Source organism: Mesorhizobium sp. B2-2-3 (genome assembly GCF_006442405.1).
Classification (GTDB): domain Bacteria; phylum Pseudomonadota; class Alphaproteobacteria; order Rhizobiales; family Rhizobiaceae; genus Mesorhizobium.
In genome coordinates this window covers 154763-174135 of record NZ_VFWC01000009.1, presented here as the reverse complement: position 1 = coordinate 174135, position 19373 = coordinate 154763, and the positions used below count along the sequence as shown (strand labels likewise).

General features: G+C 63.8%; 23 protein-coding genes. 18 read left to right on the top strand and 5 right to left on the bottom strand.

Translation table 11 applies throughout. The features are described from left to right. The first annotated feature begins 12 nt into the window (after positions 1-12). From modB to FJ951_RS18395, 3 genes are all read left to right on the top strand, one after another. A complete protein-coding gene (gene modB / locus FJ951_RS18405) occupies positions 13-717 on the top strand; it encodes a molybdate ABC transporter permease subunit (protein WP_140495324.1) in 705 nt (234 codons plus the stop codon). Continuing rightward, positions 714-1826, top strand: coding sequence for a molybdenum ABC transporter ATP-binding protein (gene modC, locus FJ951_RS18400; protein WP_140516521.1), 1113 nt, complete (start codon positions 714-716; stop codon positions 1824-1826). The genes modB and modC overlap by 4 nt, the downstream gene beginning before the upstream one ends. A gap of 92 nt (positions 1827-1918) precedes the next feature. Continuing rightward, positions 1919-2269: a winged helix-turn-helix domain-containing protein gene (locus FJ951_RS18395; protein WP_140516519.1), complete on the top strand. Its 351-nt coding sequence runs from the start codon at positions 1919-1921 to the stop codon at positions 2267-2269. 102 nt (positions 2270-2371) lie between these two features. Here FJ951_RS18395 and cobF read toward each other — a convergent pair whose 3' ends face one another. Next, positions 2372-3136: a precorrin-6A synthase (deacetylating) gene (cobF, locus tag FJ951_RS18390; protein WP_140516517.1), complete on the bottom strand. Its 765-nt coding sequence runs from the start codon at positions 3134-3136 to the stop codon at positions 2372-2374. Between the two features lie 124 nt (positions 3137-3260). On the opposite strand from cobF, the gene FJ951_RS18385 reads away from it, so the two are divergent. The 8 genes from FJ951_RS18385 (at position 3261) to FJ951_RS18350 (ending at position 9627) form a co-directional block, all read left to right on the top strand. Continuing rightward, on the top strand, positions 3261-4271 hold the full coding sequence (locus FJ951_RS18385; RefSeq protein WP_140516515.1) for a DUF4424 domain-containing protein: 1011 nt from the start codon (positions 3261-3263) through the stop codon (positions 4269-4271). Continuing rightward, on the top strand, positions 4271-4789 hold the full coding sequence (locus tag FJ951_RS18380; protein WP_140516513.1) for a dihydrofolate reductase: 519 nt from the start codon (positions 4271-4273) through the stop codon (positions 4787-4789). Before FJ951_RS18385 ends, FJ951_RS18380 begins: the two co-directional genes overlap by 1 nt. 166 nt (positions 4790-4955) lie before the next feature. Beyond that, the gene (gene hflK, locus FJ951_RS18375) at positions 4956-6077 is read left to right on the top strand and encodes an FtsH protease activity modulator HflK (protein WP_140516511.1); all 1122 of its coding nucleotides are present in this window, start codon (positions 4956-4958) and stop codon (positions 6075-6077) included. Beyond that, positions 6077-7045, top strand: coding sequence for a protease modulator HflC (locus FJ951_RS18370; protein WP_140516509.1), 969 nt, complete (start codon positions 6077-6079; stop codon positions 7043-7045). The genes hflK and FJ951_RS18370 overlap by 1 nt, the downstream gene beginning before the upstream one ends. A gap of 6 nt (positions 7046-7051) precedes the next feature. Continuing rightward, positions 7052-7240: a DUF2065 domain-containing protein gene (locus FJ951_RS18365; RefSeq protein WP_140516507.1), complete on the top strand. Its 189-nt coding sequence runs from the start codon at positions 7052-7054 to the stop codon at positions 7238-7240. Positions 7241-7374: 134 nt separating this feature from the next. Further along, a complete protein-coding gene (locus FJ951_RS18360) occupies positions 7375-8889 on the top strand; it encodes a DegQ family serine endoprotease (protein WP_140495341.1) in 1515 nt (504 codons plus the stop codon). A gap of 55 nt (positions 8890-8944) precedes the next feature. After that, positions 8945-9370 (top strand): putative toxin-antitoxin system toxin component, PIN family, encoded by a 426-nt coding sequence (locus tag FJ951_RS18355; RefSeq protein ID WP_140495343.1) that lies wholly within the window; start codon positions 8945-8947, stop codon positions 9368-9370. Next, positions 9367-9627: a toxin-antitoxin system HicB family antitoxin gene (locus FJ951_RS18350; RefSeq protein WP_140495345.1), complete on the top strand. Its 261-nt coding sequence runs from the start codon at positions 9367-9369 to the stop codon at positions 9625-9627. Before FJ951_RS18355 ends, FJ951_RS18350 begins: the two co-directional genes overlap by 4 nt. On the opposite strand, the gene FJ951_RS18345 is transcribed toward FJ951_RS18350, so the two are convergent. Continuing rightward, the gene (locus FJ951_RS18345; protein WP_140516505.1) at positions 9628-10191 is read right to left on the bottom strand and encodes a GNAT family N-acetyltransferase; all 564 of its coding nucleotides are present in this window, start codon (positions 10189-10191) and stop codon (positions 9628-9630) included. Beyond that, positions 10188-11075, bottom strand: coding sequence for a phosphoserine phosphatase SerB (serB, locus tag FJ951_RS18340; RefSeq protein WP_140516503.1), 888 nt, complete (start codon positions 11073-11075; stop codon positions 10188-10190). The genes FJ951_RS18345 and serB overlap by 4 nt, the downstream gene beginning before the upstream one ends. Here serB and miaA point away from each other — a divergent pair. After that, positions 11065-12030, top strand: a complete 966-nt coding sequence (gene miaA / locus FJ951_RS18335; protein WP_140516708.1) for a tRNA (adenosine(37)-N6)-dimethylallyltransferase MiaA — start codon at positions 11065-11067, stop codon at positions 12028-12030. The genes serB and miaA overlap by 11 nt on opposite strands. 106 nt (positions 12031-12136) lie before the next feature. After that, complete coding sequence (locus tag FJ951_RS18330; protein ID WP_140516501.1) at positions 12137-12928, top strand: GGDEF domain-containing protein; 792 nt, start codon at positions 12137-12139, stop codon at positions 12926-12928. A 217-nt stretch (positions 12929-13145) separates the two neighbouring features. Here the strand turns inward: FJ951_RS18330 and FJ951_RS18325 are convergent, their stop codons facing one another. Then, positions 13146-14978, bottom strand: coding sequence for an ATP-binding protein (locus FJ951_RS18325; protein ID WP_140516706.1), 1833 nt, complete (start codon positions 14976-14978; stop codon positions 13146-13148). 154 nt (positions 14979-15132) lie between these two features. Here FJ951_RS18325 and FJ951_RS18320 point away from each other — a divergent pair, with 154 nt between their 5' ends. From FJ951_RS18320 to FJ951_RS18310, 3 genes are read left to right on the top strand one after another with little or no spacing between them, the layout of a single operon-like run. After that, positions 15133-15696, top strand: a complete 564-nt coding sequence (locus FJ951_RS18320) for an XRE family transcriptional regulator (RefSeq protein WP_140516498.1) — start codon at positions 15133-15135, stop codon at positions 15694-15696. 4 nt (positions 15697-15700) lie between these two features. Continuing rightward, a complete protein-coding gene (locus tag FJ951_RS18315) occupies positions 15701-16009 on the top strand; it encodes a hypothetical protein (RefSeq protein ID WP_140516495.1) in 309 nt (102 codons plus the stop codon). 49 nt (positions 16010-16058) lie between these two features. Then, positions 16059-16580, top strand: coding sequence for a GNAT family N-acetyltransferase (locus tag FJ951_RS18310; RefSeq protein WP_140495357.1), 522 nt, complete (start codon positions 16059-16061; stop codon positions 16578-16580). A gap of 3 nt (positions 16581-16583) precedes the next feature. Here FJ951_RS18310 and FJ951_RS18305 read toward each other — a convergent pair whose 3' ends face one another. Then, positions 16584-17471: a LysR family transcriptional regulator gene (locus tag FJ951_RS18305; protein ID WP_140516492.1), complete on the bottom strand. Its 888-nt coding sequence runs from the start codon at positions 17469-17471 to the stop codon at positions 16584-16586. A 118-nt stretch (positions 17472-17589) separates the two neighbouring features. Between FJ951_RS18305 and FJ951_RS18300 the strand changes: the two genes are divergently transcribed. Both FJ951_RS18300 and FJ951_RS18295 read left to right on the top strand, forming a co-directional pair. Then, positions 17590-18741, top strand: coding sequence for a gamma-butyrobetaine dioxygenase (locus FJ951_RS18300; protein WP_140516490.1), 1152 nt, complete (start codon positions 17590-17592; stop codon positions 18739-18741). Beyond that, on the top strand, positions 18738-19328 hold the full coding sequence (locus FJ951_RS18295) for an HD domain-containing protein (RefSeq protein WP_140516488.1): 591 nt from the start codon (positions 18738-18740) through the stop codon (positions 19326-19328). Before FJ951_RS18300 ends, FJ951_RS18295 begins: the two co-directional genes overlap by 4 nt. Positions 19329-19373 lie beyond the last annotated feature (45 nt).

Here is a 19373-nt window from a genome sequence, read left to right as displayed (position 1 = left end):
AGCCACCTGCGCATGAACTGGCTGCTGGACCTCACTCCCGACGAATGGAATGCGGTCCGGCTGTCCATCAAGGTGGCGACAGTGGCGATGATCGCCAGCCTGCCGCCGGGCATAGCGATAGCGCTGCTCCTGGCGCGCGGCCGATTCTGGGGCAAGACGCTGCTCAACGGGCTGGTGCATCTGCCGCTGATCCTGCCGCCCGTGGTGACCGGCTATCTCCTGCTTCTGACCTTCGGCAAGCGCGGGCCGGCCGGCGCATTCCTGGCCGAGCATTTCGGCATCGTCTTTTCCTTTCGCTGGACGGGTGCGGCTCTTGCCTGCGGCGTCATGGGTTTTCCGCTGATGGTGCGGGCGATCCGATTGTCGATCGAGGCCGTCGACCGCAAGATGGAGGCGGCGGCCGGAACGCTCGGCGCCAGCCCGCCATGGGTGTTCGGCACCATCACCTTGCCGCTGATCCTGCCCGGGCTGATCGCCGGTGCCATCCTCTCCTTCGCCAAGGCGATGGGCGAGTTCGGAGCGACGATCACCTTCGTCTCCAACATCCCGAACGAGACGCAGACGCTGCCGTCGGCAATCTACACGTTCACCCAGGTGCCGGGCGGCGATGCCGGCGCGCTTCGGCTGACGCTGATCTCGATCGTCATCTCGATGGCCGCCCTGGTGGCCTCGGAAGTGTTGGCGCGGCGCGTCGGCCGGCGGATGGACATCGAATGACGGTCCTTGTCGACATCCGCCATCGGCTCGGCGATTTCCCCCTCGACATCCGCTTCGAGAGCGCCGGGCGGCTGACGGCGCTGTTCGGGCCCTCCGGCTCGGGCAAGACGACGCTGATCAATATGATTGCCGGGCTGATCCGGCCCGACCAGGGACGCATCGAGGTCGATGGCCGTGTGCTGGTCGACACGGCCAAGGGCATTTTCGTGCCGAAGCACAGGCGCCGGATCGGCATGGTGTTCCAGGACGCGCGTCTGTTTCCGCATATGAGCGTGGCGAGCAATTTGCGCTATGGCCGCTGGTTCACGCCGGCGGCGGAGCGTTATGCCGAGATCGACGCCGTCGTCGAATTGCTCGGCATCGAGCCGCTGCTGGCGCGGCGGCCGGCAAAGCTCTCGGGCGGCGAGAGGCAGCGCGTCGCGATCGGCCGGGCGCTGCTCGCCAGCCCCCGGCTGTTGCTGATGGACGAGCCGCTGGCCTCGCTCGACGAGGCGCGCAAGGCTGAAATCCTGCCCTATGTCGAGCGCCTGCGCGACGAGACCAAGATCCCGATCGTCTATGTCAGCCATTCGGTCGCCGAGGTGGCACGGTTGGCGAGCGACGTGGTGATGCTGGCGCGAGGCAAGCTTGCCGCCAGCGGCCCGACCACGGCTGTCATGCAAAGGCTGGACCTTCTGCCGGCGGAGGAGCGCGGCGAGGGCGGCGCGGTGCTGGACACCAGCGTACTGCAGCATGACGAGGTTTTCGGCATGACGGTGCTTGGCTCGAACGCCGGCGAGATACGCGTGCCCAAGCTGGCGGCGACGGTGGGCGCACCGGTGCGCATACGCATCCGCGCGCGCGACGTCATGATCGCCACCGAACGGCCGTCTGGTCTCAGCGCGCTCAACATCCTGGCCGGCACGATCGTCGCGATCAGACCGGGCGAGGGGCCGACGGTCGAGATCGGTATCGACTGCAACGGCGCGACCGTGCTGGCACGGGTCACCGAACAGTCGCGGCAGGTTCTGAAGCTGCGGCTCGGCGGACAGGTCTTCGCCGTGATCAAGACGGTGAGTTTCGACCAGGCAAACACCGGGGGCGGGCTCCCCGCGGAGGCGGACGGCTGAGACGGCGAGCGGGTCTCTGCGCTATATCGATTTGGAATAGCGAGGCGGCCAGGGACGCTCTAACATGGCGGGCGTGATCGCGGAGGAAGACAATGCCGTCGCTGAGCTTGCGGATAAATCTCGACCCCGACGGGCGCATCGGGCCGGGCAAGATCGAATTGCTGGAGCAGATCGCCGCCTTCGGTTCGATCTCGGCCGCCGCGCGCGGCATGGAGATGTCCTACAAGCATGCGTGGGACCTGGTCGAGGACATGAACCGGGTGTTCGGCAAGCCGCTGGTGGCCGCGCAGACCGGCGGCCGCAAGGGCGGCGGCGCACAATTGACGGCGGTGGGCCTGGCCGTGGTCAGCCGTTTCCGCGCCATCGAACGCGCGGCGGCTTCGGCCGCCGCGACGCATATGGAGGCGTTGCAGGCGGAGATTGAGGAGGCAGTAGGGCAGTAGGGCAGTAGGGCAGTAGGGCAGACCAACTCGGGCGCGTCGAATTTTTGTGTGCTTTCTTGTGTTCCGGCTCCTGATGTCTCGTTCACTTACTGTCTTACTCCCCTACTCCCCTACCTTCCGCAGCACGTACGTATCCATGATCCAGCCCTTTTCCCCGCGGGCCTGCTCGCGGATTTTTTCGATTTCGGCGCCGACGTCGCCGAGGCGGCCGGAGACGATGATTTCGTCCGGCGTGCCGAGATAAGCGCCCCATTGGATGAAAAGATCCTGGTCGGCGAGCGTGTTGAAGGCGCATTTGCCGTCAAGCATGACGACGGCGCTGCCGGCATTTTGCGGCATGCCTTCTTCCGTCAACCGGCGGCCGGTGGTGATCAGGATGGAATCGCCGATGCGATTCAGCGCTGTCGCGTGGCTGGCGGCGAGCGCCTGAATGGCGGTGATGCCGGGAATAACCTCCAGTTCGAAGGCGACGTTGCCCCTGAGGCGCACGCGCTCCAGGATGCGCAGCGCGCTGTCGTAGAGCGAGGGGTCGCCCCAGATCAGGAAAGCGCCGCAACCATCCTCGGCGATCTCTTCGCGGATCAGGTCTTCATAGATGGCGGCGATTGCCTCGTGCCAGTCATCCACCGTCGAGCGATAGGAAGGCGCCGGTTCGGCCCGCACGGGCACGTCGAATTCCACGCGGCGTGAATTCGGGTTGGTGACGAAGCGGTCGCAGATGTGACGGCGCAGTTCGGCAAGATCGTTCTTCTTCGCACCCTTGTCGGGGATGAACAGCACGTCGGCCCGATTGAGGCCGTCTATGGCCTGCACGGTCATATGGTCGGGATTGCCGGCGCCGATGCCGATGACGAGAAGCTTGCGCATGAAGCGAACTCCTGCCCGATCGCAACCCTTTAGTCCAGACTGGCGTGGCGCGGATGCGGAAGGGCTTTGAAACGCCACGTTGAAACCGCTAGGGTCATCGCGACATTCTCGCCGAGGGGCTTTCATGTTGCGATATGTTCTGACGGCGGTGCTGGCCTTGTCGGCCGCACCCGCGTTCGCCAATGATTCCGTTGCCGAACTCGGCACCGGCGGCCTGGTGCTGTCGCGCAGCGATGCCGTGGCGATGCAGAGCGAGGACCTCTTCATCTCGCCGGAAAAGGTGACCGTGGATTACGTCTTCCACAACAACACCGATAAGGACGTCGACGCGATCGTCGCCTTCCCAATGCCCGACATCTCCGGCGATCCCGAGGAGATGCCGGCGATCCCCGAAAACCAGAGCGACAATTTCCTTGGCTTCGAGGTGACGATCGACGGCGTGGCGGCAAAGCCTGAGCTCGAGCAGAAGGCGTTCGCGCTCGGCATCGACATCGGTGCCGACCTGAAGGCGCAGAACGTGCCTTTCAACCCATTCGGCGAAGCGGCAAAGGCGGCGCTCGGGAAGCTGCCGCAAACGGTGGCGGACGACTGGGTCACCCGCGGCATCATCATCGAGGACACTGTCGATGACAGCGCTGGCGCGAAGCCCAATTATGCACCGTTCTGGCAATTGCGCTCGACCTATTGGTGGCGCTCGACCTTTCCGGCCAACAAGGACGTCCACGTTTCCCACCGCTACAAACCGAGCGTCGGCGGCACCTCGTCGGTCAGCTTCTTCTACGACGGCAAGTTCCAGGGACAGTACGCCGCCTACAAGTCCCGCTACTGCATGGACGACACGTTCGAGAGCGCAGTGCGCAAGGCTGCCAAGAACGACCCCGACGGCTATCCAAAATATTACGAGAGCCGCATCGCCTACATCCTGACCACCGGCGGCAACTGGGCGGCCGGCAGCATCGGCAAGTTCAAGCTGACCGTCGACAAGGGCAATCCCAAAGCCCTGGTCTCGTTCTGCGGCGACAATGTCAGGAAGGTCGGGCCGACGAGTTTCGAGATGACGGCTGAGGACTTCTATCCAGAGCGCGACATCGACATCCTTATCCTCGATCCATCCGACAATGGGAACGGCAACTGATGCACGTGGCAATCTATGTCGCCATCGCCGAGAACGGCGTTATCGGGCGGGACGGGGGGCTGCCCTGGCGGCTTTCCACCGATCTCAAGCGCTTCAAGGCAGACACGATAGGCAAACCTATCATCATGGGACGCAAGACCTATGAAGGCATCGGCCGGCCGCTGCCGGGCAGGCTGAACATCGTTGTCACCCGTGACAAGGCTTGGCGCGCCGACGGGGTGGAGGTGGCGCATACGCTCGAGAACGCGATCCAGCTGGCTGATGTGCGTGGGCGCTGCATGAGCGGGGTGAACGAGGTCTGCGTCATCGGCGGCGGCGAAATCTATGCGCAGGCGCTGCCGCTGGCCGACCGGCTGCACGTCACCCATGTGCTGGCCGCTGTCGACGGCGACGCGCATTTCCCGCCGATCGATCCGAAACGCTGGCGCGAAGTCAGTTCGCAGGAGATCCCAGCCGGCGAAAAGGACAGCCACGCGACGCGCTATACGGTTTACGAGCGACGCCGCGAGAGCCATTGAAAGAAAAAAGGCGTTTAAAGACGACAAAGGGTCGCGACCGGCCCAAAACCGATGATGCCAGCAGAGCATCGCGTTGAAAGCATGCCGTGGCGTCCCTATAGAAGAACAAGACTGGATTTGCGCCGTAATTCCGGCGCTTGAGGGAATTCCAAGCGAAAGGACATTCATGCCCTGGAACGACAAAGGTGGCGGTGGCGGCGGCCCATGGGGCGGCGGCGGCAACAATCAGGGACCCTGGGGGCAGGGACCGAAGGGGCCAAGCGGCCCGCAAGGCTCGCCTCCCGACCTCGAGGACATCATCCGCCGTGGCCAGGACAGGCTGCGGCGTGCGCTGCCCGGCGGTGGCGGCGCCAGTCCGGCCATATTCGGCCTGATCGGCGCGGCGCTGGTCGTGCTATGGGCGTTCCAGGCAGTCTACACCGTGCAGCCCGATGAGGTCGCGGTCGAGCTGCGCTTCGGCAAGCCGAAGGCCGAGCTGTCGCAGCCCGGCCTGCATTTCCACTGGTGGCCGCTCGAAACCGTCGAAACGGCCAAGATTTCCGAGCAGCTCGTCGACATTGGCGGTGGCGCGTCCAGCGGCAACACGTCGGGGCTGATGCTTTCGGGCGACCAGAACATCGTCAACGTGCAGTTCTCGGTCGCCTATCAGGTCTCCGATCCCCGCGCCTATCTGTTCGACGTCTCCGACCCGGATGGCATGCTGCGGCAGGTCGCCGAGAGCGCGATGCGCGAGGCCGTCGGCCGCAGGCCGGCGCAGGACATCTTCCGTGACGACCGCCAGGGCATAGCGGCTTCGGTGCGTGAGATCATCCAGACCACGCTCGACGGCTACAAGGCCGGGCTTCAGGTCAACGCCATCTCGATCGAGGACGCGGCGCCGCCGCGTGAGGTCGCCGACGCCTTCGACGAGGTGCAGCGCGCCGAGCAGGACGAGGATAAGTTCGTCGAGCAGGCCAACCAGTACTCCAACCAGAAGCTCGGCCAGGCACGCGGCGAGGCCGCACAGGTCCGCGAAGACGCGGCCGCCTACAAGAACCGGGTGGTGCAGGAGGCCGAAGGTGAGGCCCAGCGCTTCATCTCCGTCTATGACGAATATGCCAAGGCGCCCGACGTGACGCGCAAGCGGCTTTACCTGGAAACGATGGAGAAGGTGCTGAAGGACTCCGGCAAGGTGATCGTCGAGCAAGGCAACGGGCAGGGGGTCGTCCCCTATCTGCCGCTGCCGGCATTGCAGCAGAAAGCGCCGGCTCCGACCCCGCTTGGCGCGACGACGGGAGGTAACCAGTGATGGCCAACCGTCTCCCCGTCATCGTCGTCATCGCGGCGGTCATCCTGTTCCTGCTCTATTCGTCGGTCTTCGTGGTCAATGCGCGCCAGCAGGCGCTGGTGCTGAGGTTCGGCGAGATCGTCGACGTCAAGACCGAGCCCGGCATCTACTTCAAGGCGCCGTTCTCGTTCTTCGACGCCGACACCGTGCAGTTGATCGAGAATCGGGTGCTGCGCTTCGACCTCGACAACATCCGCGTCCAGGTCTCGGGCGGCAAGTTCTATGAGGTCGATGCCTTCATCGCCTACCGCATCTCGGATCCGCGTGTCTTCCGTGCCGCGGTATCCGGCCAGATCGAGCTCGCCGAAGCGCGGCTGAGGACGCGTCTCGACGCTGCCTTGCGCCGCGTCTACGGTCTGCGCGACTTCGAGGCCGCCCTTTCGGAGGAGCGCGCTGTGATGATGCGCGAAGTGCGCGATCAGCTACGGCCCGACGCCACCTCGCTCGGCCTGCAGATCGAGGATGTCCGCATCCGCCGCACCGACCTCACCGCCGAAGTCTCGCAGCAGACCTTCGATCGCATGAAGGCGGAACGTCTGGCTGAGGCCGAAAGGCTGAGGGCGCGCGGCAATGAGGCGGCGCAGCGCATCAAGGCCCGTGCCGACCGTGAGGTGGTCGAGATCATCGCGGAAGCGCAGAAGGAGTCCGAAATCCTGCGCGGCGAGGGCGAGGCGCAGCGCAGCGCCACCTTCGCGGAGGCCTATCAGCGCGATCCGGCGTTCTTCGACTTCTACCGGTCGATGAACGCCTATGGCACGGCGCTGGACAACACCGGCACGACAATGGTGCTGTCGCCGAATTCGGAGTTCTTCCGTTTCTTCCGCGACCCTGACGGCAAGGAGGCGCCGGCAAGGCCGGCGGCTCCGCAGCCGGCACCACCTGCCGCCCCGGCGACGGCACCCGCGGCTTCGCCCAGCACCGGCCAATAGCGGCCGGTGCAGGATTTCTTCGCGGCAATAGGCCTGGTCCTCGTCATTGAGGGCCTGGTCTATGGCGGCTTTCCCGGTTTCGCCAGGAAACTGGCGGGCGAGGTGCTGTCATTGCCGGAGAATGCATTGCGGATTGCCGGGCTGGTGGCGATTGGCGCCGGCGTCGGTATCGTCTGGCTGGTCCGCGGCGGCTAGGGGTGCAAAAACGCGGGATTTACACTCTGCCAATAGCCAAAGCCGCAAACGTGCCCTATTTCTTGCCATCATGGCGCGACACGGCGTTTCCGTCGAAGCGCTTTTCTCTTTCAGAAGTGCCGGGAGGCTTCTCGATGACATCCAACACCCTTTTGCGCGCGGCTCGACGCACGTTCGTCGCTGGCGCGGCAGCGCTTCTTCTGGGCACCGTGGCCGTTCCGGCCTTCGTGACGCCGACAATGGCCGCCGACGGGCCTGCTTCGGTGGCCGACCTGGCGCAAGGCCTGCTCGGCGCGGTGGTCAACATCTCGACGTCGCAGACGGTGAAGGGCACGGAAGGTCCGGGCGCGGTGCCGATGCCGCAGCTTCCCGAAGGCTCGCCGTTCCAGGATTTCTTCGACGATTTCTTCAAGAACCGCGGCGGTGACAAGGACAATGGCTCGCAGAAAGTGCAGTCGCTCGGCTCCGGTTTCGTCATCGACGCCGAGCAGGGCATCGTCGTCACCAACAACCATGTCATCGCCGATGCCGACGATATCGAGGTCAATTTCTCCGATGGAGTCACGCTGAAGGCGACGCTGGTCGGCACCGACACCAAGACCGATGTCGCGGTGCTCAAGGTCGATCCGAAGGGCCACAAGCTGACGGCGGTGAAGTTCGGCGATTCCACCAAGATGCGCGTCGGCGACTGGGTGATGGCGATCGGCAATCCGTTCGGCCTCGGCGGCACGGTCACGGTCGGCATCGTCTCGGCGCGTAACCGCGACATCAATTCAGGCCCCTATGACGATTTCATCCAGACCGATGCCGCGATCAACCGCGGCAATTCGGGCGGGCCGCTGTTCAACAGCGCCGGCGAGGTCATCGGCATCAACACGGCGATCATTTCGCCGTCCGGCGGCTCGATCGGCATCGGCTTCTCCATCCCCTCGCAGCTCGCATCGGGCGTTGTCGAGCAACTGCGCCAATATGGCGAAACGCGGCGCGGCTGGCTTGGCGTGCGCATCCAGCCGGTGACCGACGACATTGCCGAGAGCCTCGGCATGGCGACCGCCAAGGGTGCGCTGGTCGCCGGCGTCATCAAGGGTGGACCGGTCGACAACGGCACCATCCAGGCCGGCGACGTGATCATCAAGTTCGACGGCAAGGACATCCACGAAATGCGCGACCTGCCGCGTGTGGTCGCGGAGAGCCCGGTCGGCAAGGCGGTCGACGTGCTGATCGTGCGCAAGGGTGTCGAGCAAACGGTGAAGGTAACACTTGGCCGGCTCGAGGACAGCGAGAAGCTCGCCAGCGGCGAAAACGGCAACACCGACCAGGACAAAGGCGACAAGGCGCCGGCGGTTTCGACGGCCTCGGTGCTCGGCATGACCGTCGGCGAATTGAACGACGATACGCGCAAGAAGTTCAGCATCGCCGCCGATGTTTCGGGCGTCGTCATCACCGATGTCGCCAAGGATTCGGCCGCGGCTGAACGCGGCATCCAGCCGGGCGAGGTGATCACCGAAATTGCACAGGAATCGGTTGCCACGCCCAAGGATGTGATGGACCGGATCGGCGCGCTGAAGGAGCAGGGACGCAAGAACGCACTGTTGATGCTGGCGTCCAAGACCGGTGAGCTGAGGTTTGTGACGATCCGGATGGACTGAGGATCGCTAACGATGGTCATATTGTAACATCCCATGGGATGTACTATTTTGACTTGTGAGGCGGATCGTACTGGACACAAACGTTTTGACGGCAGGTTTGCGAAGCAGGAATGGCGCGTCTTTCGCCATCCTGCAGCTGATTGCGGATCGGCAAATTCGCCCATTAGTGACGACAGCGCTGTTTCTTGAATATGAAACCGTGCTGGCCAGACCCGAGCAGGTGGCGGCTCACGGGTTGTCCGCGCCGGATCTGGGCCGTTTGCTGGCCGGCTTTGCATTGCTGGCTGAGCCGGTCGAGCTGCACTTTCTCTGGCGGCCGCAATTGAACGATCCGAAGGATGAGATGGTGCTTGAAGCAGCGATCAACGGCCGGGCCGATGCGTTGGTGACTCACAATCGCCGGGACTTCCTAGCTGCGGCAGGCCGTTTTGATGTACTGCTTGTGAGCCCGGCCGAGTTCTTGGAAGGACTTCGTACATGAGCAAAGCGACTTATCCGCTGAAACTGCCACAGTCGGTTAAGGAAGCAGCCGCGCGCCTCGCGAAGGCCGATGGCGTGTCGCTCAATCAATGGATTGCGTCGGCTGTGGCGCAAAAGGTCGGGGCAATGGAAGCGGCAGCTGACTTCCTGCGTCGTCGTGCCGGCGACGCGTCACCGGGCGATTTCGCGAAAATGCTGGGGCGGGTCGCAGACAGATCGCCACAGTCCGGCGACGAATTTCCACCTGACAGGCATTGATCAGTGACGATTCTTCCGCCAATCCGCGCTCGTCAGCCTGTAGAACACATGCCTTTTCAGCTCCGGGTGGCTGTCGGGAATGCCGGGGTGGTCGAAGTTGGCCGAGGGATCGGCGGTCATGCCGAGGCGCTTCATGACGGCAGTGGAGCGGCGGTTGTTCTCGACCGCGAAGGAGACGATCTCGCCAAGGCCGAGTTTTTCGAAGCCGTAGGCCAGCCATGCCTCGGCAGCTTCCGTGACATAACCCTTGCCCCAGAATTCGGGCGCCAGCCGCCGGCCGACCTCAACGGTGCCGGCGGGAAGGAACGGCAGATGGTCGGTCCCGGTGATACCGACAAAGCCGATGCATTGACCTGATGCAGCGACCTCGGCGGCGGCAAAGCCATAGCCGTCCCGATCGATGATGGCCCGCAGTTCGTCCATCTTGGCGTCTGCTGCGGCGCGGCCGCGACGGAAGGGGAAGAACTCCATCACGCGTTCATCGGAATTGATGCGATGGAACAGCTCCCGGTCGCGATCCTCCCAGTTGCGCAGGATTAGGCGCTCGGTGCGCATTGGTTTCATTGGACGAACTCTTCCTGCCCGTAGCCTTGCAGATAGAGCAATGCGGTCAGGTCGCCATGGTCGATGCGAACCTTTGCCTGTGCAGCCACCATCGGTTTGGCATGCAGCGCAACACCGGTGCCGGCAAGGCGGATCATGTCGAGATCGTTGGCCCCGTCGCCGACAGCAATGGCATCGGCCGGGGTGAGGCCGAGACGCGCCGTGATCTCGATCAACGCCTCGGCCTTGGCGGCGCGGCCGAGGATCGGCTCGCCGACCAACCCGGCAAAGAGGCCATCCTGTTCGAGCAGGCGGTTGGCGCGGTTTTCATGGAAGCCGAGCATGGCGGCGATGCGTGAGGTGAAGACCTCGAAGCCGCCCGAGACTAGCGCGGTCCAGGCGCCGTTGGCCCGCATCGTCTGCACCAGCGCGCGACCGCCGGAGGCCAATGTCAACCGGTTGGCAACGATCAGATCGACCACGGCCGCATCGAGCCCCTTGAGCAACGCCACGCGCTCGCGCAGGGCGGGCTCGAAGGCGATCTCGCCATTCATCGATCGTGCGGTGATCGCCGCGACGTGCTCCTTGACGCCGATCTCGTCGGCCAGCTCGTCGATGCATTCCTGGTCGATCATGGTCGAATCCATGTCGGCGATGAGGATCTTCTTGCGGCGCGTTGCCGACTGCTGGACGATCACGTCGATCGGCTCGGCGGCCAGCGCTGCGCGCAGATTGGCGGCCGCCTCGTCGGCTTGTGCATTCGCTGGCAGTGCGAGATCGCAGGCAATGTCTTCGGCCATCCAGCGAACAGTGCTTGCGCCCACCGACCGTGAGGCCATATTCGCAAGCGATGGCGACAAGGCACGATCGGCGGGATGAGAAACAAGCGTGGCGATAAGCGGCATCGATAATTCCGGTGCGGATGCGGGCGAAGGCCGCGTGAAGAATGCGATCCTGATAGCCGGGCCGACCGCCAGCGGCAAGTCGGCGCTGGCGCTCGACCTGGCCGAACGTATAGGCGGCGTGATCGTCAACACCGATTCCATGCAAGCCTATTCGGTTCTCGACGTGTTGACTGCCCGGCCGGAGGCGGCGGACCTCGCTCGGGCACCGCATTATCTCTATGGGCATGTCCATCCCGGCACCGCCTACTCGACCGGGGCGTGGCTGCGCGACGTGACGAGGCTGATCGAAGACGGCGCGCTCTCGCGGCGACCGATCTTCGTCGGCGGCACCGGCCTTTACTTTCGCGCCTTGGCCGAGGGCATTTCGGAAATGCCCGACATTCCGCGGCAGGTACGCGACCGTTGGCGCTACGAGTTGAAGGAGCAAGGCGCCGTCAAACTGCATGGCATCCTGCTGCGCGAGGATTCCAGGGCAGCCATGCAGTTGAAGCCAACGGACAGCCAGCGCATCGTGCGGGCGCTCGAAGTGCTCGACGCATCCGGCCGCTCGATCCTGGACTGGCAGGCCGCGCGGGGCCGGCCGCTCATCGACAGACAGACGGCCCGCTTCTTCGTCATCGAGCCGGACCGGGCCGCGCTGGTCGGACGCATCGAAAGGCGTTTCGACCAGATGCTGGCCAAGGGCGCACTGGACGAAGTCAGGCAACTCGCATCGCTTCGTCTCGATCCGCAATTGCCGGCGATGAAGGCGATCGGCGTTCGCGAACTGCAAGCGGCGATGGCCGGACAATCGGGTTTTCCCGAGGCGATTGAGCGCGCCAAGATCGCAACCAGGCAATATGCCAAGCGGCAGACGACCTGGTTTCGGCACCAGCTAGGACCGGAATGGCAAAGATTGCATCCTGGTGACGATATCGAAACCACGATCCAAACGCTTGTTGCTAATGCAACCTAGAAAGCCTTTCCTTCACGGAAAGGTTCTCGTTGTGGTTGTCCAAATTAACCCTCCGTAAGGCCCGCCATGCCATAAGGTCGATGGGCATTTTTCCATCGGGGAGCAGATGCGTTTCCACAAGGCGGAATCGGCGTTTTTCGTCTTTATCTTCGTGATCCTGGCCGCCGGCCTGGTGACGCTGCATGCCTATGGACTGCTGCAATCCTTTGCCACCGAACTGCACACGGCCTCCGGCCTGGACAAGGTCATCTACCTCAACAAGCTGCTTTTCGCGACGGGCGTGCTGCTCGCGACCGCGCTGTTCTTCGGCATCTTCTTCATCTACCCGCTGATCCGCAGGCAGGCGACGGAGGAAGGCAAGCTGCGCGCCATGACCGTGTCACTGAGCGCCCGCTCCGAGACGTTCGAACATGCGGCGCTGACAGATAGCCTGACCGGCATGCAGAACCGGCGCTATTTCGACGACGCGCTGAAGGAATATCTCGACGAGTTCAAGCGCATCGAGAAACCCGTCGGGCTGATGATCCTCGACCTTGATCATTTCAAGCAGGTCAACGATACACATGGCCACGACGTTGGCGACGAGGTACTCAAGGCCGTCGCCAGCTGTCTCAAGGACATGACGCGCTACCATGACGTGGTGGCGCGATTGGGTGGCGAGGAATTCGCCGTGGTCACGCCCAACATGGAGGCGGAATTGTTGTCGAAATTCGCCGAGCGTATCCGCAAGGCGATCGCCAACATGTCGGTTCTTTCGGGCAATGTCCGGCTCAAGATCACCACCAGCGTCGGCCTTGCCGTCTGGGACCGCAAGGAGACGGCGGAAGAATTCTATCGCCGCGCCGACCGCCAGCTCTACGAGGCCAAGAGGCAAGGCCGCAACCGCGTCTGCGCCTGAAATCCCGAAGAAGAATTCATGAGGCCGGTTGCCTGACGCGGCTTTTTCGACTTCCGGTGCTCACGGACTGAATGTCCGCTCCGCTCCGGCTTCTCGAAAACCACGCCATTCAATCCGGCCTCATGAATTCCCTTTCGGGATTTGACCAAGCTGGTTCGATGAAGCCTTTGGAAGCTTGTGTGCGGCTTCCCGGCCGGTCGTCAGAGAGCTTGCAGGCTCAATCGTTCTGGGGGCGCATGCCGAAGGTGGCGGGCTTGAGGCCGTAGCGCATATCGAAATCATCATCCGATTGCACGCGTGCGGCCGGCGGCTTGCGGTAGTCGGGATCGCCAGCCTGGCGGCCAGAATCGACCACTTCGGCAAAGGCCATCGCCTGCTGCTGCGGCTTTGGAACGTTGCGAAGCCGTTCCACGATCGTCACCAAATCGACATCGTCGCCGGTTTTCGACGACATGGCTTGTTCGCGCTTCGCCGTGCCGGGGATCAGTTCAGCCGGCAGTCTCTCGAACTTCAGCCGCATCGTCGTGGCCACGCCTTCGCCGAAGGCGATGGCTTCGCGCTGGCCCATGGACGACAGGAAAGCAAGCGTGGAGGCGGACGAGTCGGCGATGGCCGAGCGGATGATCGCCTGGTCTTGCTCATTGGCGAGCCGCATGGCGAAAAAGGTCGAGCATTGCGACAGGATGGTCGGGTCGAGTTCGCCCGGGCGTTGGGTGACGACGCCGAGATAGCAGCCATACTTGCGGCCTTCCTTGGCAATGCGCGACAGCGCGTGCCTTGTCGGCGCGAAGCCGAGGCGCGCATCGGCCGGCATGTAGCGATGCGCTTCTTCGCACAGCAATAGGAGCTGCAGCTTGCCCTCGCTCCACAGCGCAAGGTCGAACGCCAGGCGCGCCAGCACCGAACAGACGGAATTGACCACTTCGGACGGCATGCCGGCCATTTCGAAACAGGTCACCGGGCGGCCGTTATGCGGCACGCGGAAGATGTTGCCGATGGTCTCGTGGATGGTGTCCTCGATCAGGCGCGAGTTGAACATGAAACGGTAGCGCGGATCGGCTGCCGCCGATTCGATGCGAGTCTTCAGCGATTTGAGCGTCGGGCGCTCGTTCTTGCTTTCAAGCATGCCCATACGCTCGTCAATCTGCTTGAGCAGATCGGCAATGCGGTAGGGCACTGGCGTATCGGCGGTTAGCGCATCGCTGCCGCGCCTGAGATAGGCACCGGAATTGGGGTTGCGATAGAGGTTTTTGGCGAGCGGAATGAGGTCGCGCAGCGCATCGATCTCGTCGGGCACGGTCTCGCGGCCGCGAAACAGAACCTCGGCGAATTCCTCGAGCCGGAACATCCAGAACGGAAGGTCGAGCGTCTTGGAATCGACCTTGACGCAATATTCGGGCAGCGACGCGGCGAATTCATTGTGCGGATCGAGGATCAGGATGCGCAGATCCGGCCGCGCCGCGATCGATTTGCGCAGCAGCAGCGAGACGGCGGTGGACTTGCCGACACCGGTGGTGCCGACAATGGCAAAGTGGCGCGCCAGCGTGTCGTCGATGGCGATGTTGGCGGCGATCGCCTCGTCCTGCGACAGCGAGCCGATGGTGATCGAATGACGCCCGGCCAGATCGTAGACGGCCTGCAGGTCACGGCTGCGGATGCGGTGCGCGATGGCGCCGATATGGGGATAGGTGGTGATGCCGCGGTCGAAGATCGGCTTGGAGCCGGGCTCGGCGCCGTCGCGCACTTCGCCGATCAGCTCGATGCTGACCTCGATGGCGTTCTGGCCCTCGCTGTTCCAGGCGCGATCCGACTTGCCGATCGCATAGACCAGGCCGACGGTGCGCGTGCTGCCGAGATTGACCGAGATCATCTTGCCGACCGTCCACAGGCCGGTCACCGCGCCGTCGACGTCGTCCGCAAAGGCGCTGATGGTGGCGCGCGCACCGTCGCATTGCACGACATTGCCCAGGATGCGCCTGTCGTTCTGTTCGGCGTTGCGGCGCTCCTGCGATGTCGGTTCTCCGACCGAGGCTTCGCGTTCGACATACATGGACAGGCCAATCCCCATTTTCCCTCACGTCGAGCCTACAGGAACTGGGTTAAGGTCGAGTGTGGCCGGATGGTGTAGGGAGGATTAAGAAGCTGGTGAAAATTGTCGCGACAAGGCTCTTTTCCAGCTGTCGGATTTTCGCTATAATAAACGAATGAATGATATAGCGAACGATATCTCCTCCACAATCGGCAGACGGATACACGCCGAGAGGACGATACGGGAATGGTCCCTGGCCGAACTCGCCGAGCGCTCCGGCGTCTCCAAAGCCATGCTGAGCACGATCGAGCGCGGCATGACCAGCCCGACGGCAGCGCTCCTGGTGCGGATCGCCGCCGCCTTCGGCATGACGCTGTCGACCCTTATCGCACGCGCGGAATTGCAGGGCGGCGGCTTGCTGCGGGCGAGCGACCAGCCCGTCTGGCGCGATCCCGACACCGGCTATGTCAGGCGGCATCTTTCGCCGGCCGGCGACATGCCGCTCGAACTGATCAGGGTTCATCTGCCGGCGGGCGCCAAGGTCAGCCTGCCCGCGGCATCCTACGCCTTCATCAAACAGCAGATATGGCTGATCTCCGGACGGCTGGAATTCACCGAGGGCGATCTGGTGCACAGGCTCGAGCCCGGCGACTGTCTGGCGCTCGGCGCGCCGTCGGACTGCACCTTCCATGCACTCGAGGCGGGCGCCGACTATCTCGTCGCGCTGGTCAGGGCCTGACATCATGCCGAGACGTCCAAAGCGCTCCCACAATGGGGGACCGCCGCTCGACGACTACAAGGGGCCGCCATGGGGCAAGGGCGATCCTTATATTTTCCTGGCCTGGCAGGCCGCGCATGCCAAGGCGTGGAAAGCACCGAGCCGCGACGTCATGCTGATGCGCGTGGACAAGGCGGAACGGCTGGGACTTACCTATGAGGAATACACGCTCGAACTCCTCGAACGCGGACGCCACCTTCAGGAAGAGGACACCGAACGCATCGCCGCGATCAAGGCGGCGCGCAAGGGAAAGCGATTCAGCGCTTTCGATTGACGCCAGTTCGACCGTATCGATCCTTCCATCTCAGCCAGGCAGAACGAGCATGCATTCCATCGAGATCAGAATGTTGACGCAGGACGCGCGGACACAGGCGTTGCTTGGCGATCTTCTGGTCGAAACGGTTGCCGCGGGCGGGTCGGTGAGCTTCATGCATCCGCTGGCGCCGGAAACCGCCCGCAGGTTCTGGGACACGTCGCTGACGGCGGCCGCAAGAGGTGAGCGGGTGGTGCTTGGCGCGTGGGAGGCAGACACGCTGGTCGGCACGGTCACGCTGCTGCTCGACTGTCCGCCCAACCAGCCGCACCGGGCCGAGATCGCCAAGCTGATGACGCGCCTCGATCGTCGAGGCAAAGGCGTGGCGACCCGCCTGATGCAAGCGGCCGAGGCCCTTGCGGTGGAGAGGGGCCGCACGCTTCTGGTTCTGGATACGGCGACCGAAGAGGGGGCGTCCGGGCTCTATGAGAGGCTGGGCTTCACGCTGACCGGGGAAATACCGGACTATGCATTGAAGCCCCATGGCGGGCTGACCGGCACGCTCATCTACTGGAAGCGCATCGGCCGGTGAACGTCATGTCGGAGATGGCTCGCCGAGGCGCGACAGCAGCCATTGGCGGAAATCCTGCTCGGCACCGGTCAGTCGCGCGATCGGTGCCTTGGTCAGAAAATGCCCCGATGTGCTCGGGAGCTCGAAATCGGAAAGCCTGGCCAGGGCCTTGCTTTCGAGTGCCGCGTCAATCAGCGGCCGCGAGCCCAGAAGCACGCCCGCGCCGGCTCGCGCAGCCTCCATCGCAGCCACGAAGCTGTCGAAGCGATGCGAGCGCCTGGGGTGACCGGCCAATCCCGCCGCGGCGAACCATTCCGCCCACATCTCGCGCGCACCGGCGACCAGGAGCAGCGGCAGGGATGTCCAGTCGGCATCACTGGCCAAGGCCGGGGCGGCCACCGGCACAAGCCGCTCGGCGGTCAGCCTGTCGGCCAGGCGTCCGGGAAAGGATCCGTTGCCGAAACGGATGTCCAGCGCTGAGCCCGGCAGGTCATAGTCGGTCGGGCGATGGATCGTCACCAGGTGGAGGTGGATGCGCGGCAGCGCCTTGGCAAGGTCGGGCAGCTTCGGAACGAGCACCAGCAAAGAGAAGGAGATCGGCGCCCGCAAGGTAACGGTCTCGACGGCGCGGGGCTCGAACAGTTCCGCCGTGCTGCTGCCGATGGTGGCGAAGGCTGATTGGATGTGGGGCAAGTAGGCGGCACCCTCCGGCAACAGTGCGACGCCCCGCGCCAGCCGTGAGAACAGACGCGTCTTCAGCCGCTCCTCGAGGAGCCGGACATGCTGACTGACGGCCGCCTGGGTCAGGCCGAGTTCGGCGGCCGCCGCCGTAAAATTCGAAAGCCGCGCCGCTGCCTCGAAGCTGCGCAGCCAGTCGAGTGGGGGCAAGGTGGGGATGGTTCTCGCAGGCATTACGATTTTGCAGCCATTGACCGAAAAATGATAATTTCAATTATACCTTTCGCTCGATCAACATGCAATCGAGGCCCCGCTGAGCGGACTGCGGGGCGCAATGGACAGGAACATCTCCATGTTGACCGATGCGCTGATAGGCGACGCAGGAAGAATGATCGAACTGGGCTGGAAGGACGGGACGCGCTGCCGGTTCCATGCCATGTGGCTTCGCGACAACGCACTCGACGACAAGACACGCAGCGCCGGCAACGGCCAGCGACTGATCACCATCCTCGATATTCCAGCCGAGACGCGGATCGGTGCCGCTTCGATCAAGGGCAATGCCGTGGAGATCAGATTCGTGCCCGAGAAGAAGACGGTCAGCTTTCCCGAGGCGTGGCTTCGAGCCAATGCCTATGATCGCGCCGAGGCCCGTCAGTCCGGATGGACGGCCGACGCGGTGCAGCGCTGGACCAAGGCGACGATGCAGAATTCGGTGCCGCGCGCCGGTTATCCTAAGGCAAGCCGCAGCCGCAGTGTGCTGCGGGAATGGCTCTTGGCGGTGAGGGCCTACGGTTTTGCAGTGATGGACGGACTGCCGGCCGAATCCGGCGCTCTGTGCAAGGTCTCCGACCTGTTCGGCTACATCAGGGAGACCAATTACGGGCGCTGGTTCGAAGTGCGCGCCGAGGTCAATCCGAACAATCTGGCCTACACCAATCTCGGCCTCCAGGCGCACACCGACAATCCTTATCGCGACCCGGTGCCGACGCTGCAGATCCTGTCCTGTATCGAGAACACGGTGGAGGGTGGTGAGTCCAGCGTGGTCGACGGGTTCGCCGTGGCGGCCGCCCTGCAGGCCGAGAACCCCGAAGGCTTCCGACTCCTGAGTTCGCATCCGGCGCGTTTCGGATATGCCGGATTGTCTGGCGTGCGGCTGCAGGCGAAGCGGCCTATGATCGAACTCGGGCCGGACGGCGAACTGATCTGCATCCGCTTCAACAACCGCTCGCTGGCGCCGACCGTCGACGTGCCTTTCGCCGAGATGGATGCCTACTACGCCGCCTATCGCCGCTTTGCGGAGTTGATCGAGGATCCGGCCTTCGAAGTAACGTTCAAGCTCGAGCCGGGGCAAGCCTTCATCGTCGACAACACCCGCGTCATGCATGCGCGCAAAGCGTTTTCGGGAACCGGGAAACGCTGGCTGCAGGGCTGCTATGCCGACAAGGACGGCCTGCTGTCGACGTTGGCGGCGATCGAGCACGGTTTCAAGGAGGCGGCGGAATGAACCCACATGATCTGAACGCCGGCAACATCGTCGAATTCATCGCCGATATCTTCGAGCGCCGGGGAGCCGAATCCTATCTCGGCGAGCCGGTGACCATGTCCGAGCATATGCTGCAGGGCGCCTGGCTCGCAGAGCAGGATGGTGCGCCGGAAGAACTGGTGGCAGCAGCCCTGCTGCACGATATCGGCCACTACACCAGCGAGTTCGGTACCTATTCGCCCGATGACGTCGAGGACAAGCACCATGACGAGGCCGGCGGCGAGGTGCTGGCGCCGTTCTTCCCGCCGGTCATCGTCGAATGCGTCAGGCTGCATGTCTCGGCCAAGCGCTATCTCTGCGCCACCGACCCGACCTATTTCGACAAGCTGTCGCCGGCTTCGGTTCATACGCTGTCGTTGCAGGGCGGGCCGATGAGCCCGGACGAGGTGGCCGGGTTCCGCAAGAACCCGTTTCACGAAGAGGCGGTGCGCGTCCGCATCTGGGACGAGGGCGGCAAGGTCGCCGACATGAGGACGCGCACGTTTCGCGACTATGTGCCGTTGCTAGAACGCGTGGTGGCGCGGTTCGCGGCCGACCAGGCGGCGTAGCCGATCGCACCGATCAGGAAAGGGAGGCGCGGTCCAAAACCGCGC